The organism is Kocuria coralli (assembly GCF_008831305.1).
Lineage (GTDB): Bacteria > Actinomycetota > Actinomycetes > Actinomycetales > Micrococcaceae > Kocuria > Kocuria coralli.
The window spans coordinates 206,200-221,007 of sequence record NZ_ML708610.1 but is presented as its reverse complement, the minus strand read 5'-3'; the positions used below and the strand labels follow the sequence as shown (position 1 = coordinate 221,007).

The window sequence follows — 14,808 nt, the reverse complement described above, 5'->3', positions numbered from 1 at the left end:
CCCACCCCCAGAGCACATCGAAGAAGGAAAGCTGTGGATCAACGCAGGATCAGAATTGTTGCGGTCGGTGACGAGCTGCTGGCCGGGACGGGCGACCCCCGCGCTCTCGGCTGGTACGGACGCGTGCTGGCCCGGACCCCCCACGACGTCGTTCCGATCTCCTCCTACGTCCTGGCGGCCCCCGGCGAGGGCAGCGAGCACCTCAACGACCGCTGGTTCGGCGAGGCCAGGCTGCGTTTCGCCCCCGCCGCGGACAACCGGGTGGTGATCGCACCGTCCACGGCCGACGTCGATCTGGGCATCACCACCGCCCGCTCGCGGCTGAACATGGCCAATATCGTGGACACGGCGTCCCAGAACAACGTCAAGGTCCTCGTGGTGGGCCCGCCTCCCACGCTCGACGCCGACCGCAACCGCAAGATCGCGGATCTCTCCGCCTCCTATGCGGACGTCGTGACCCGGCGCAACCACATCTACGTCGACACCTTCAATCCCCTGCAGCACCACGAGCAGTGGCGCAAGGACCTCTCCGCCAACGACGGCCAGCCGGGCCAGGCGGGATACGGCCTGATCGCGTGGCTGGTCCTGCACCGCGGCTGGTACTCCTGGCTGGATCTCCCCGAGCCCCAGTGATCCGAACCGGGTCCGGCACCCAAGTGTGCGAGAATGGTCGGCGGTGCCCCGGCCCGGTGGGAACCGGCGCCGGGATGCGTAGACCCAGATAGTGACCCAGGAGGCTCGCATGAGCAAGCGTGGACGTAAGCGCAAGGATCGCCGCAAGAACAAGGCGAACCACGGCAAGCGCCCCAACGCCTGAGAAACCACGCCTATCGCGTGATCTCCGCAGCGTTGGAGTGACTGAACGTGCTGAAGGCCGGGTTCCGTGACGGAACCCGGCCTTCAGCGTGTCGACGCGGGCGGTGAGCCGCCGGAGGACGCCCGGGCGGGCTTCCGCCGGATGGCTACTGGGGCTTCTGCCCGCACTGCTCGTGAATGCGGGTCATGATCGCCGATCGCAGGGTCTCCGGAGCGGTCTCGCTGCAGGAGCGCTTCACCACACCGCGGATCACCTGCTCGAGTTCGCTTTCGTGCGTGCAGTCCGCGCAGGATTCCAGGTGGTCGGCGATCTGCTTGATGTCCTCGACCGTCAGGGCGTCGTCGAGATAGGCGTAGATCCGTTCCACCTGCTCCCCGTCGCATCCGCAAGGCGCCTGGTCGGTAGTGGCCGGTGCAGCGCCGATGTCGGTCCGGGCGGCTCGTTCAGTCATGCTTCGTCCTTAAGCCTCATGAGATCGGTGATCGTTCGTGGTGGAGTCGCCGTCCTCGCCGGCTCCTGCCGCGGCAGTGGCCACGGCCTTGGCAGTGGTGGTGGCGCTCTGCGTCGTCGACGTCTTGCGCCGGCCCGTACCCGCGGTGTCGATCCCGCGGTCCGTGGCGTAGTCCGCGAGCTTCTCGCGCAGGAGCTTGCGCCCGCGGTGCAGGCGGGACATCACGGTCCCGATGGGGGTCGCCATGATCTCGGCGATCTCCTTGTAGGCGAAGCCCTCGACGTCCGAGAGGTAGATCGCGAGCCGGAACTCCTCCGGCAGATCCTGCAGAGCCCGCTTCACATCGGAATCGGGCAGGTGGTCCAGGGCCTCGACCTCAGCCGATCGCAGCCCCGTGGACGAGTGCTGCTCGGCCCTGTGCAGCTGCCAGTCCTCGACGGTGTCCGTGTTGGCCTGCTGCGGTTCGCGCTGCCGCTTGCGGTACAGGTTGATATAGGTGTTCGTCAGGATGCGGTAGAGCCACGCCTTGAGATTCGTGCCCGGCTTGTACTGGTGGTAGGAGGAGAAGGCCTTGGTATAGGCCTCCTGGACCAGGTCCTCGGCATCGGCGGGATTGCGCGCCATCCGCAACGCGGCGGCGTAGAGCTGATCGACGTAGACCATGGCCTCGCGCTCGAACCGCACCGCGCGTTCCGAGGGGGTCTCGTGGGCGACGTCGACGAACTGCTCACCGTCATCCGCGCCGGGCATCTCCTGCTCAACTGCATCGTGGTCTGCGGGCACGATCGCCTCCGGATCCTCGGTCCCGCTGGTGGCCTCCGGCATTTGAGGGGTCTGCCGCACGGTGGAGTCATTCATCGTGGTCAAGTCTAGATCAGCCACCTCTCCCGGTGGCCGCGTGCATACGGCGGGCAAGGGCGCCTCCGTTCCATGGCCGTGCTGCGTCGTCGTCCCCTGGCAGTGCCGTAGCCGTCGGCACTGCGCGGGTTCTTCAAGGGCCAACGCGTGCGGGAACGAGAATGTTCCGGCCCGGTCGCCTCCCTCGGCCACGCCGTCGTCCGACCGACCGGCCGTGGGATCCGGCGCCGGACGCCGGCTATGCCCTCAGCAAAATCAGGGTACTGAGGGAAATCGGGGCCCAGGACGCGGCCTATCCCCCCACCGCCTGGTTAGGATGGGACAGGCCAGCGGTCGGACTCACGAGTCCGGTCCAGCAGGCCCCTGTACACGACTAGGAGGACCCTATGAGCATCGTCCGCCGCATCGCCCGCCCGCTGCTGGCCACCGGTTACATCGTCAACGGCATTGATAGCTTCCGGAACTCGAGCACTGCCGCCGCGCATCTGGATCCGGCTCTCAAGACCGTCCGTCATGCGGTGCCGCAGGCCGCGCCCTTCCTGAAGAACTCGGCGGTCGTGGCGCAGGGCCTGGCCGCCGCCCAGGTGGGCGCCGCTGCTCTCTTCGCGCTGGGCAAGGCTCCGCGCCTGGCCGCCTCCGTGCTCATCTCCACCACCGCCGTCAACGCCTACCTGGACTTCCGGGCCTCTGACCACGGGACCAAGGAGCAGAAGGCGGCCCGTCGCAACTCCGCCCTCAAGAACGTCTCCCTGGTGGGCGCGACGATGATCGCCTCCGTGGACACGGACGGCAGCCCCTCCCTGATGTGGCGGGCCGAGCACTTCGTCAGCGATGTCCAGAAGCAGGCGGAGGATCTCGGCAAGGACGCCTCCAAGAGGTGGGAGAAGGCGCAGAAGGTCGCTTCCAAGAAGGCCAAGGAAGCCCAGAAGGCCGTCTCCTCCTGATCCTGGCACGCCCCCGTCGCTGCGGGGACACCGCCGTCAGAAACCCTGAACCGCAACCCCTGATCCGCGCTCGAACGGAGAATTCGTGACCCACGAGATTCCCGGGGAAGCCACCGGAACGGAGCCGGCCGCCGCGCACCCGCTGTGGCCGGCTCCGTTCGTCGGCGGCACCCCCGTTGAGTCGTCCCTGACCGTGCCCGGCTCCAAGTCCCTGACCAACCGGTGGCTGGTGCTGGGAGCGCTGGCCGACGGCCCCTCGCGGCTTCGCGCGCCCCTGCACTCGCGAGATACCTCGCTGATGCTGCAGGCCCTGCGAGCGCTGGGAGCGCAGTTCGAGGAGATCCACGGGGATTCGCCCTTCGGCCCCGATCTGGCGGTCACGCCGATCCCGCGGCCGTTCGGCGCCGCCGCCCGGCGGGAACGCTCCGTCGACTGCGGACTGGCCGGCACGGTCATGCGTTTCGTCCCCCCGCTTGCGGCCCTGATCCCGGGAAGGACCCGTTTCGACGGTGACCCCCACGCGCGCAAACGGCCCATGGGACCCGTGATCTCCGCCCTGCGGGCGCTCGGCGCCACGGTCGAGGACGACGGCACGGGCTCCCTCCCGTTCACCGTCCACGGCCCGGAAGCGGGCGGTTCGCTGGCCGGTGGCGAGCTGACCATCGACGCCGCCGGCTCCTCACAGTTCGTGACCGCGGTGCTGCTGACCGCCTCACAGCTCACCGGGGGGCTCGTCTTGCAGCACCACTCCCCCGACGGCGCGGGAATCCCCTCCATGCCGCACATCGACATGACGGTGGAGGTCCTCAGAGAAGCGGGCGTGAACGTCGACGATTCCGTTCCGGGCCGCTGGGTGGTCTCTCCCGGCCCCGTCCGGGCCTTCGACGTGCGGGTGGAGCAGGATCTGTCCAATGCCGGGCCGTTCCTCGCGGCGGCCGTGGTCACGGGCGGCGAGGTCTCCATCCCGCACTGGCCTTCGGAGACCACGCAGGGCGGATCCCACTGGCAAGACATCCTGCCGCGGTTCGGCGCCGCGGTCGAGGTCGCCGACGGCGTGTTCACCGTCCGGGGGCCCCGGTCCGTGTCCGGTGTCGACCTCGACCTGTCCGAGGCCGGTGAGCTCGCCCCCACGGTGGCGGCGATCTGCGCCGTCGCCGGCACCCCCTCCCGTCTGCGCGGCATCGCTCATCTGCGCGGTCACGAGACCGACCGCCTGGCGGCGCTGACCGCCGAGATCAACGGGCTGGGCGGGGACGTGGAGGAGACCGCCGACGGTCTGATCATCCGGCCGGCACCCCTGCACGGGGGGACCTTCCACTCGTACGATGATCACCGCATGGCCACGGCCGGTGCGGTCATCGGCCTGGTGGTCGATGGCGTCCGGGTGGAGAACATCGCCACCACGTCCAAGACCCTGCCGCAGTTCCCCCAGATGTGGGCCGAGCTGCTGGCCGGGAGCCGCCCGTGACCCGTCGCAGCTCGGTGGACTACGACTGGGACGAATCCGATGTCCGGGTCCGAGCCAACAAGAAGGGCTCTCGCCCGCGGACCAAGGAACGCCCCGCCTTCGAGGACGCCGAGGTGGGCCGGGTGGTCACCGTGGACCGGGGCCGGTACACCGCCGTGATCGCCGAGGACACCGACGACGAGCGTCTGGTCACCGCCGTCCGCGCCAAGGCGCTGCGGAGGACCCCGGTCGTCGCCGGCGACCTGGTGGGACTGGTCGGGGACACCACGGGCGCCCCGGACACCTTGGCGCGCCTGGTGCGCGTGGAGGACCGGCGGACCGTGCTGCGCCGCAGCGCGGATGATACGGACCCGGTGGAACGGGTGGTCGTGGCCAACGCGGACCAGCTGGTCATCGTGGTCGCCGCGGCGGATCCCGAACCGCGTACCGGCTTCATCGACCGTTCCCTGGCCGCGGCCTACGACGCCGGGATCGACCCCTTGCTGTGCATCACCAAGACGGACCTGCGCGACCCCGCCTGGCTGATCGACCACTACCGTGCCCTGGACCTGGATGTGCTGACCTCGGGCAAGCCCGGAGCCGGGCTCCCCCGAGCCGCCGCGGCGGAGGACCCGGAAGGGCTCCTTGCGGAAGCCCCCGGCGAGGAGCCGGAGCTGGACCCGGAGCTGGTCGCACAGCTGCTGAGTCATCTGGACGGAAGGATCTCAGCCATGCTGGGGCACTCCGGGGTGGGCAAGTCCACATTGGTCAACGCGCTGACCGGCGCCGCCCGCGCGACCGGCGGAGTGAACGCGGTGACGGGAAGAGGCCGGCACACGTCGTCGTCCGCGCTCGCGCTCCGCGTCCCCGGCGCCGGGGACGGCACCTGGATCATCGACACCCCGGGGGTGCGGTCCTTCGGCCTGGCTCATGTGGATCCCGACCGCATCGTGGAGTCCTTCGACGAACTGGGAGAGGCGATCGCCGAGTGCCCCAAGGGGTGCACCCATCTGGCTGGAGCGGCGGGCTGCGCCCTGGACGCCTGGGTCGCCGAGGGCCGGGCCGGGGAAGCCGGTGCCGCGCGTCTCGAATCCCTCCGGCGGCTCCTGGGAGCAGGTCGCGAGGAGGAAGCCCCCGAAAAGCACCTGGGCGGCTGAGCACATCGGATAGCCTGGAGACCATGCGATCCACCAGCACTTATACCGATGACATGCGCCTTGCCCACGTGCTGGCGGACGCCGTCGATGCCTTGACCATGCGGCGCTTCAAGGCTCAGGATCTGCAGGTGGAGACCAAGCCGGACCTCACCCCGGTCACGGACGCCGACCGTGAGGCGGAGCAGCTCATCCGTTCGCAGCTCGCCCGGGCGCGCAACCGCGACAGCGTCCTGGGCGAGGAGTTCGGCACCACCGGCGGAGGGTCGCGGCAGTGGGTCATCGACCCCATCGACGGGACCAAGAACTTCGTGCGCGGCGTGCCCGTGTGGGCCACCCTGATCGCCCTGGTCGACGAGGGCCAGCCCGTGGTCGGACTGGTCTCGGCGCCCGCGCTGGCCCGCCGCTGGTGGGCCGCTGCAGGGACCGGGGCATGGGCGGGGCGTTCCCTGGCCAAGGCCGAGCGGATCCGGGTCTCCCAGGTGGACAGGCTCCAGGATGCCTCCCTGTCCTACTCCTCCCTGTCGGGCTGGAAGGACCTGGGGCGAAGGGACGCCTTCATCGACCTGACGGACCGGGTCTGGCGCACGCGGGCCTACGGGGACTTCTGGTCGTACTGCCTCCTGGCCGAGGGAGCCGTGGATATCGCGGCCGAGCCCGAGCTGAACCTGTACGACATGGCCGCCCTGGTTCCGGTCGTCGAGGAGGCGGGTGGCCGGTTCACCTCCCTCGCCGGTGCCCCGGGGCCCTTCGGCGGCAATGCCGCGGCCACCAACGGGCTCTTGCACGACCAGGTTCTCGACCTGATCGGAGATTGACCGGTCCAGCCTATGACGACGGCGCCTCGACCCGGGTGGGTCGAGGCGCCGTCGTCACAGGGGCAGGGCGTCCGTTGAGGGCCAGCGGGACTCCGCCGACTAGGCCCGCAGGCATCCGAACGGTGGCAGGTCAGCTGTTGAACTGCTGGTCCACGACGTTCTCCAGGCACTGCTGGTAGGCCGCCTGGTCCTGGTCCTCCATGAACTGAGAGATGCACTCCTGGCCCGCGGGATCGTTGAGGATCTGCAGCGTTGCGCCGCCGACGACGATCCACACCGCCAGGGCGATACCCGAGAGGATCAGACCGATGATGCTCAGGATCAGGCCCGTGATGCCCAGGCCCTTCCGGGACCCCTTGACCTTTCGCGCCTTGACCAGGGCCACGATCGCGAAGATCAGGCCCAGGACTGCCAGGATGACCGTGATGCCCAGGAAGAACAGCACGAGGCTGATCGCGCCGAGGACCACGGCCGTGATCGCCCAGCCACGACCCGGCGTGACGGGCGGAGCCACGTAGGGCTGGTCGTACGGGTTCTGGTTGTTGGCCGGGCCGCCCGGGGGCGCGTAGTAGTTCTGGCCACCGTAGTTCTGGCCGCCGTATTCCTGGCCCGTATTGCCGTAGCCGTAGCTCTGGCCCGGCTGGCCGGTGCTCTGGTTGCCGGCCCAGGGCTGCTGCGGGTTCCACGACTGCTCGTTCCGCTGCTGCCCGTAGTCCTGGACTGTATTGCCATTGCCGTAGCCGTAGTCCTGGCCTTGGGGAGCGGACTGGCCGTAGCCCGGGGAGCCGGCCGCGTTCCCTCCGTCCCGCTGAGACGCGGGCACCCGGACTCCGTACTGCGGAGGCTCCGAGGAGGGGTCGTACACGTTGCCCTTGGGACTGCCGTCCTGCTGGGAACCGGCGTGGCCGGTGGCGTTGGGATCACCGCCCGTTCGGCCCTCCTGACCGCCGGACCAGTTGCCATGGGGGGCGTCGTTGTTCTGCGGACGCTCGTAGCTCACGTCGTGGACCTCCCGGACCCGTTGTGCGGTGTATGTGTCACCCTCCATGGTCGCACAGGAGGACGCGGGCCCGTCGCGAGCGGGCGGCCGCGCGGACCTCAACGGTTCGGCAATGATCTGCCGGCCCGGGCCGTCCGTGCCTCCCGGCAAACGAAAATGCGCCCCGTGTCAACACGGGGCGCATTTCGCCTAGTCAAACCAGTGGAGATGGGGGGAATTGAACCCCCGTCCGGTGCAGCGTCATCAAGACTTCTCCGGGTGCAGTGTGCGTGTGATTTTCTCAGCCCTGGCCATCATGCACACAAGTGGCCAACGGGCTCAGTCGCGTAAAAGTCCCTCAGCAGTCCGCGACGAACTACTGAAGCAGTGGCCCTCTAGCTGATGCCAGACACCGGGGCGAAGGCGAACCCGGGCTGACAGACTGCTATCGCTGAATCAGGCAGCGAGAGCGAAGTCAGTGCGCTTGGAATTGGCACTTATTGGTTTGCACAGAACGTTTACGAGATGACTGCGCATTCTCGACCCGCTTCTCTCGACTCGACTCACACCGTCGAAACCGATCATCCCCGTATGTGGTTGTCAATCAACCCCGGCTCGATGCTCGCGGGGCCCTGCGGACCGCCGTTCCTCTCGAACCGGACATTCAAGAATACCGCTCGTGCGGCTCCGCGCACAAGGGGCGATCGTCGGCGACGACATCCGCTCCGGGCATATCCGGGGCGGATTCAGCGCATGTTGCGGTAGCGCATGGCGCGCTGCGCCTCACGGTTGTCCTGCGCCTCCCGCAGAGCCTGGCGCTTGTCGTACTCGCGCTTGCCGCGGGCGATCGCGATCTCGCACTTGACCCTCTTCCCATCCAGGAAGTACAGGCTCAGCGGCACGATGGTGAAGCCGGCCTCCCGCGTCTTCTGCTCGATCCGGTTCAGTTCCGTACGGTGCAGCAGCAGCTTGCGGCGCCGCTTGGCCGAATGGTTGGTCCACGATCCCTGGAGGTACTCGGGGATGTGGACGTTCTCGAGCCAGAGCTCGCCGTGCCGGTCGAACGCGCAGAAGCCGTCCACCAGGGAGGCCCTTCCCATGCGCAGGGACTTCACCTCGGTGCCCATCAGGGCGAGACCCGCCTCGAAGGTGTCCAGGATGGCGTAGTCGTGCCGGGCCTTCTTGTTGTTGGCGACGATCCGGCGGCCGTCGTCGTTCTGTTTCTTAGCCATGGTTGGCGCAGGCATCCTGCAGCACGCGGCCCGCGTGCTGGGACGCCGTTTGCGCGATCACTCCTCGGAAGCGTTGTGGAGGGCCCCCGCACGCCACCGGATGCCGGCGTCGACGAAGGCGTCGATGTTGCCGTCGAACACGGACTGGGGGTTGCCCTCTTCGTGGTTGGTCCGCAGATCCTTGACCATCTGATACGGGTTGAGCACGTAGGAGCGCATCTGGTCGCCCCAGGAGGCCTTGACGTCGCCGGCAAGCTCCTTCTTCTTGGCCTCTTCCTCCTGCTTGCGCTGCAGCAGCAAGCGGGATTGGAGCACGCGCAGGGCCGCCGCCCGGTTCTGGATCTGCGATTTCTCGTTCTGCATGGACACGACGATGCCCGTAGGCAGGTGGGTCATCCGGACGGCCGAGTCGGTCGTGTTCACGGACTGGCCGCCGGGACCCGAGGAACGGAAGACGTCGATCTTCAGCTCGGACTCCGGGATCTCGATGGTGTCGTCGGACTCGATCAGCGGGATGACCTCGACCGCCGCGAAGGAGGTCTGACGACGCCCCTGGTTGTCGAAGGGCGAGATCCGCACCAGGCGGTGGGTTCCCGCCTCCACGGAGAGGGTCCCGAACGCGTAGGACGCCTTGACCTCGAAGGTCGCGGACTTCAGTCCGGCCTCCTCGGCGTAGGAGGTGTCCAGCACCTTGGTCGCGTAGCCATGGCGTTCGGCCCAGCGCAGGTACATGCGCATCAGGATCTCCGCGAAGTCCGCCGCGTCCACGCCGCCGGCGCCCGAACGGATGGTGACGACGGCGTCGCGCTCGTCGTACTCCCCCGACAGCAGGGTGGTGACCTCGAGGTCGGCCAGCGCCTTCTTGACCTCGGCCAGCTCCTCGCCCGCCATCTCCAGAGTGTCGGCGTCGTCCTCCTCCTCGGCCAGCTGAACCATGACCTCGATGTCCTCGATCCGCGTGGACAAGTCGTTGAGCCGCTTGAGCTCGGCCTGCTTGTGCGACAGCCTGGAGGTCACCTTCTGGGCGGATTCGGGGTCGTCCCACAGATTGGGCGCGGCCGCCTGCTCGTTGAGGTCGTCGACCTCGCGTCGCAGCTGGTCGATGTCGGAGACCTCTGCGATCGAGTCGTAGGTCGCGCGCAGGTCACGGATTTCCGCGGGAAAGTCGATGGAGGCCATAGCTGTACAGCTTAGTTCATGGTCGCAAACTCGCGATGACGACGGCGGCCGCCCGTCGGTGCCCGTCCCGGCTCCGGGACGATCGGAAGCGCGCTTTCGACTCCGGCCGCTCCCGGGACGAAAGTGCACTGACTTTATTGTAATGCCATATACCCCTTGCCGGTCGGGCGCGGTAGCACAAGGCTCCCTTTCGACTACGAGATGAGAAGTGTCCCCATTTTGATGGACTGAGTCAGCAAAAATTCGATGTTCTCCACGAGAAGACGGCGCGTAAACATGTTTTGTCCCTAAATGGCCCTATGTAAATACAACCATTTGGCTGACAGTCCATGAAACCGGCCTGGAATGCGGCGGCAATCCCTGTGCATCATGGAGGTAGTCGGTCCATCCAGGGGGAACAGGACCGATCGACCCGTCGGGGGGACGGGTCACATTCGATCCGAGGAGACCGTCGTGTCTACCGATATCGGCATGCCCGCAGGGCTTGCTTCAACGTTGGAAATCATCCAGGCAAATCTGCAGCAAGGCGGCCGCTGGCTGCTGATGATCGCGATGATGCTGTTTCTGTCCTATGCATTGTTCATGCTCGGCGCCGTGGTGTTTTCCACCACCGCCGGCCGAGTCCGCTCCGTCCGGTTCCGCTCTACCCGGGTCCGGCACCGCAAGGATGACCTCGCGGACCGGCGTTCCGCCCGCGAGTCGGCCAACGATGCGCCCCGGCTCAGCGCATAGGGGGCTGCCGTGATCATTCTCTTCAATCAGAGGATCGACCTCGTCCTCATTCTCGCGGTCACGCTGGTCGGCGTCGGCGTCCTCTACGCACTCACCATGCTGGTCCTGTCCCGCACCACACCGAGGTACGAACGGCAGGCGCAGAAGATCATCCGCTCGGTCGCACCGGAACAGGCCGTATCGGACATCGTCTTCGTGATCCCGTGCCTCAACGAGGAACGGGTGATCCGCGCAAGCCTCGAACGACTCGTCTCCCTCGATCACCCGCGCCTGCACGTGCTGGTGGTCGACGACGGGTCGGACGACGACACCGCGCAGATCGTCTCGGACTTCCCGGATCCCCGGATCCACCTGCTCCGCAGGGTGCTGCCGGAAGCCCGGCAGGGCAAGGGCGAGGCGCTGAACGCGGCGATCCGCCACATCGAATCCGGTGCGGTCGCCCCGGGCTCCAGGGCCGAGAACGTCGTGGTGTGCGTCGTCGACGCCGATGGCCGCCTCGAGTCCCACGTCCTGGACGAGGTGCTGCCGCGCTTCGCCGACCCGAATCTGGGAGCCGCCCAGATCGGCGTCAGGATCAACAACCGCGCCACCAACCTGCTCGCCCGGATGCAGGACGTCGAATTCGTGCTCTACACGGAGGTGTTCCAGCGGGGCCGCCGGCATCTGGGCAGTGTCTGCCTGGGAGGCAACGGCCAGTTCGTCCGCCTCTCGGCGCTCTACGACCTGGGACCGCATCCTTGGTCGCGCAGTCTCTCGGAGGACCTGGACCTGGGCGTCCGGCTGCTGCTGGACGGGTGGGAGACCGAGTTCTGCCACCGCACCTCCGTCCACCAGCAGGGCCTCGTCGACCTGCGCCGCTGGGTCAAGCAGCGGGCCCGCTGGTTCCAGGGGCATCTGCAGTCCTGGACGCTGGTGCCCTGGGTGCTGCGCAACCTGAACGGGACCAGGAGGGTGGACCTGCTGTACCACCTGACCAGCCCCTTCCTGCTGCTCGTGACCTCCTTCCTCAGCCTGGCCTTCCTGCTGTGGATCCTGGCCATCGTCCTCTCGGCGGTCCAGGGCGAGATCACCTTCTCACCGTGGTGGATCTCGGCCTACCTGATCGCTTTCGGGCCGGCCCTGCTCTTCGGCCTGGTGTACTGGAAGGCCGAGCGCCAGGAGGGCCAGCGCCTGTGGCGTGCGGTCGCCCTGATGCACGGCTACGTGGTGTACTCCCTGCTGTGGTACGCCGCCGGCTGGCGGGCCACGGTCCGTTCCCTGACCGGGCGTACCTCCTGGACCAAGACGGACCGCACCACCGACGACCAGGAGCACGAGGCTGAGGTCGAGGCAGCCGCGGCTTCTGCCGAGGCGAGTCGCTGATGGCTGGGCACGTTCGCACTCGAGTGGCCCTCGGAGCGGTCCTGCTGGCTGCGATCGCCCTCGCCGTGCACCTGCTGACGGACGTGTTCCGTCCCGGTCAGGCCACCCAGGCCTGGGGGGACGGGGAGGAACACGGACGGTGGGTGGTGGAGTTCACCGGTTACGGCGAGGCCTCGGGCAACGACGACGAGGTGGTCCTGCAACCGCGCTCGGCCGAGTCCATGGACATCACCCACGGAGGTCTGGTCCGGACCGCGGAGTCCTATCAGGACGCCGACTTCGAGGTCAGCATGCTGACGGAGAAGCAGGTCCGCGACGGGGAACCCAATGTCTGGGAGGTCGGCTGGGTGCTGTGGAACTACAGCGACAACGACCACTTCTACGCCGTGGCCCTCAAGCCCAACGGCTGGGAGATCTCCAAGCAGGATCCCGCCTATCCCGGTAAGCAGCGTTTCATCGCCTCCGGCCACGATCAGGTCTTCCCGATCGGGCAGGAGTATCGCGTCAAGGTCGAGCAGAACTGGCCGGAGATGACGGTGAGCGTCGACGGACGGGAACTCGCCACCGTGACCGACGACGAACGCCCCTACCGCGGCGGGTCGATCGGCCTCTACACCGAGGATGCCAGGGTCAGGTTCACCGACCTGACCGTCCTCGGCACTTCCGCCGACTGACGGGCTCCGCCGGTTCCTCAGCCGGCCCGGCGCCCGCAGACCACCGGGGCACACCGCACCCATGGTCCGGCCCCCGCTGCACGGTCGATGCCACCGTGCCATCGCTTCGCACCACCACTGAAAACCCCGCTGTCGCCGCGGGAGTGAAGGACCGATCATGAACGACCAGTACCGCCTGTCCAAGATGGGCCGAGCCGCCTGGGCCGTGGCACTCGTGGCCATCCCCCTCATCTCCGCCGGGCTGATCTTCGGCCTGACCGATGACTCGATCGTCGAGCACCAGGGATCCAAGGTCGCGGAGAAGTACGCCGTGCCCATCGATCAGATCAGCGAGTCGGACGGCAGCACCCCCCAGTTCTCCTCCACGTGGGGAGAACCGGGCGGCAGCAAGACCCTCGTGCTCTACGACGCGGACGGGGAGTATCCGGAGGACGCCGAGCTGTACGCGGTGGCCGTCGGCAATCTCGCCACCCACTTCGGCGAAGTGGAGGCCGTGGACCTGGCGCTGTACCAGGAGAACCAGATGGACAGCTTCGACGCCGTCATCTACCTGGGCACGGATGACAAGAAGCAGGTCCCCCAGCCATTCCTCCAGGATGTCCGGGAGGGCCAGACCCCGGTCATGTGGATGGAGCAGAACATCGACGAGCTCGCGACGTTCAACTCCCCGGACGGAGAGGACTTCATCGCGCAGTACGGATGGAACGGCCTGGAGCCGCTCACCCTGGACAGCTCCGAGGTGACGTTCGTCGACTACAAGGACCAGCAGGTCGGCCGCCACGCCGAGGGCGTGGACCTGCTCAACGCACCCCGGGTCGTGGACCCGCAGAAGGCCGAGGTGCTGGTGCACGGACTGTGCGGGGAACCCTCGGACCTGCGCCAGTGCGTCACGGACGACCCGGACTACATCGGCGAGTCGGTCCCGTGGGCGGTGCGCTCCGGGAACCTGACCTACCTGGCGGAGATCCCGCTGAACTACATCACGGAGAACAACCTCTACCTGGTCTTCGCCGATCTGCTCTACGATCCGCTGGGCCCGGACGTCGCTCCCGTCAAGCAGGCTGCCGTGCGCTTCGAGGACGTCGGGCCAGAGGCCAACCCCGAACAGCTGCGCGCCGTGGCCGACTACCTGCACTCCCGTGACATCCCCTTCCAGGTGGCCGTGATGCCGGTGCAGATCGACCGCACCAAGGCCGGGAACGACTGGTACGGATTGACGCTGCTGGACGCACCTCAGGTCGTCGATGCCCTGAAGTACATGCAGGACCGCGGCGGGACGCTGATCCAGCACGGCACCAGCCACCAGTACGGGGCCACCAACAATCCCTACAGCGGACGCTCCGGGGACGACTACGAGTTCTACGAGTACGGATGCACGTCCAACGAGGCTCCTCCGTACGAGTTCGAGGAGTGCAAGGACGACTCCTGGGTCACCAAGAAGGGGCCCGTGCCGGCGGATAGCGTGGACGACCACAAGCAGCGGATGGACGAGGGCCGGCAGGTCATGATCGAGGCCGGGCTGGGCGAGCCGGAGATCTTCGAGACGCCGCACTACACCGCCTCGGTCAACGCCTATAAGGCCATGACGGAGCTGTACGACGCCCGCTACGAGCAGGGGGAGTACTTCGCGGGTGCCCTCAGCGGCGAGGAGATCTCCACGGAGAACTTCTTCGGGCAGGTCTTCCCCTATTCGGTGCATGACTTCTACGGTCAGAAGGTCTACCCGGAGAACCTGGAGAACATCACGCTCAAGGAGCAGAACAACCACGCAGCCCGTTCACCGGAGACGCTCATCGACCGTGCCAGGACCAATCTGGTGGTCCGCGAGTCGACGGCGAGCTTCTACTTCCACCCGTTCCTGGACATCGGCTACCTGGACCAGGTGGTCACGGGGATCGAGGACCTCGGGTACGAGTTCGTACCCGTGACGGAGCTCAAGTAACGCCTCGTGCGTCGTCTCCCGGCGGGAAGACCGCCGGCAGACGACGCACGAGCCGAACCGTCGAGGCACGAGACACCGGAAAAGGCATAAGAAGGGGGCGTCCCGATCGGGACGCCCCCTTCTCCTGCGCTCCACCTCTTGTGCTTTTGAAACCCGGTCCGCCTATGCGTAAGCGCCCCGCCGGGGGCTCGTGCACGGATGCCTCACCTGGGAGCCGTG

Annotated in this window: 15 protein-coding genes and 1 other RNA gene; 10 read left to right on the top strand and 6 right to left on the bottom strand. The window is 67.5% G+C overall.

What is annotated here, in order from left to right:
- The first annotated feature begins 33 nt into the window (after nt 1-33).
- Together FCK90_RS01000 and FCK90_RS15980 are read left to right on the top strand one after the other, a co-directional pair.
- Complete coding sequence (locus FCK90_RS01000) at nt 34-633, top strand: DUF459 domain-containing protein (protein WP_158032434.1); 600 nt, start codon at nt 34-36, stop codon at nt 631-633.
- A 109-nt stretch (nt 634-742) separates the two neighbouring features.
- Nucleotides 743-817 (top strand): 50S ribosomal protein bL37, encoded by a 75-nt coding sequence (locus FCK90_RS15980; protein WP_012359748.1) that lies wholly within the window; start codon nt 743-745, stop codon nt 815-817.
- A 145-nt stretch (nt 818-962) separates the two neighbouring features.
- On the opposite strand, the gene rsrA is transcribed toward FCK90_RS15980, so the two are convergent.
- Complete coding sequence (rsrA, locus tag FCK90_RS00990; protein WP_158032433.1) at nt 963-1,268, bottom strand: mycothiol system anti-sigma-R factor; 306 nt, start codon at nt 1,266-1,268, stop codon at nt 963-965.
- Between the two features lie 9 nt (nt 1,269-1,277).
- Nucleotides 1,278-2,018, bottom strand: a complete 741-nt coding sequence (locus tag FCK90_RS00985) for a sigma-70 family RNA polymerase sigma factor (RefSeq protein WP_246179900.1) — start codon at nt 2,016-2,018, stop codon at nt 1,278-1,280.
- Between the two features lie 494 nt (nt 2,019-2,512).
- On the opposite strand from FCK90_RS00985, the gene FCK90_RS00980 reads away from it, so the two are divergent.
- The 4 genes from FCK90_RS00980 (at nt 2,513) to hisN (ending at nt 6,489) form a co-directional block, all read left to right on the top strand.
- Entirely contained in the window at nt 2,513-3,070 is a 558-nt protein-coding gene (locus FCK90_RS00980) for a DoxX family membrane protein (RefSeq protein WP_158032432.1), read from the top strand.
- Between the two features lie 85 nt (nt 3,071-3,155).
- On the top strand, nt 3,156-4,538 hold the full coding sequence (aroA, locus tag FCK90_RS00975; RefSeq protein WP_246179866.1) for a 3-phosphoshikimate 1-carboxyvinyltransferase: 1,383 nt from the start codon (nt 3,156-3,158) through the stop codon (nt 4,536-4,538).
- Nucleotides 4,535-5,674 (top strand): ribosome small subunit-dependent GTPase A, encoded by a 1,140-nt coding sequence (gene rsgA / locus FCK90_RS00970; protein WP_158032431.1) that lies wholly within the window; start codon nt 4,535-4,537, stop codon nt 5,672-5,674. The genes aroA and rsgA overlap by 4 nt, the downstream gene beginning before the upstream one ends.
- A 23-nt stretch (nt 5,675-5,697) precedes the next feature.
- Nucleotides 5,698-6,489 carry a histidinol-phosphatase gene (hisN, locus tag FCK90_RS00965; RefSeq protein ID WP_158032430.1) on the top strand — a complete coding sequence of 264 codons (792 nt, stop codon included), beginning with the start codon at nt 5,698-5,700 and terminating at the stop codon, nt 6,487-6,489.
- 130 nt (nt 6,490-6,619) lie between these two features.
- On the opposite strand, the gene FCK90_RS00960 is transcribed toward hisN, so the two are convergent.
- The 4 genes from FCK90_RS00960 to prfB form a co-directional block, all read right to left on the bottom strand.
- A complete protein-coding gene (locus tag FCK90_RS00960; RefSeq protein WP_158032429.1) occupies nt 6,620-7,537 on the bottom strand; it encodes a hypothetical protein in 918 nt (305 codons plus the stop codon).
- Nucleotides 7,538-7,688: 151 nt separating this feature from the next.
- Nucleotides 7,689-8,057, bottom strand: a transfer-messenger RNA (tmRNA) gene (gene ssrA, locus FCK90_RS00955).
- Nucleotides 8,058-8,214: 157 nt separating this feature from the next.
- Entirely contained in the window at nt 8,215-8,700 is a 486-nt protein-coding gene (gene smpB, locus FCK90_RS00950) for an SsrA-binding protein SmpB (RefSeq protein ID WP_158032428.1), read from the bottom strand.
- Between the two features lie 57 nt (nt 8,701-8,757).
- Entirely contained in the window at nt 8,758-9,879 is a 1,122-nt protein-coding gene (gene prfB / locus FCK90_RS00945; protein WP_158032427.1) for a peptide chain release factor 2, read from the bottom strand.
- 453 nt (nt 9,880-10,332) lie between these two features.
- On the opposite strand from prfB, the gene FCK90_RS00940 reads away from it, so the two are divergent.
- The 4 genes from FCK90_RS00940 (at nt 10,333) to FCK90_RS00925 (ending at nt 14,589) form a co-directional block, all read left to right on the top strand.
- Complete coding sequence (locus FCK90_RS00940; protein ID WP_158032426.1) at nt 10,333-10,611, top strand: hypothetical protein; 279 nt, start codon at nt 10,333-10,335, stop codon at nt 10,609-10,611.
- 9 nt (nt 10,612-10,620) lie between these two features.
- Entirely contained in the window at nt 10,621-11,973 is a 1,353-nt protein-coding gene (locus tag FCK90_RS00935) for a glycosyltransferase (RefSeq protein ID WP_220433250.1), read from the top strand.
- Nucleotides 11,973-12,647: a YfiR family protein gene (locus tag FCK90_RS00930; RefSeq protein WP_181954148.1), complete on the top strand. Its 675-nt coding sequence runs from the start codon at nt 11,973-11,975 to the stop codon at nt 12,645-12,647. Before FCK90_RS00935 ends, FCK90_RS00930 begins: the two co-directional genes overlap by 1 nt.
- Nucleotides 12,648-12,804: 157 nt before the next feature.
- Entirely contained in the window at nt 12,805-14,589 is a 1,785-nt protein-coding gene (locus FCK90_RS00925; protein ID WP_158032425.1) for a DUF2334 domain-containing protein, read from the top strand.
- Nucleotides 14,590-14,808: the final 219 nt, after the last annotated feature.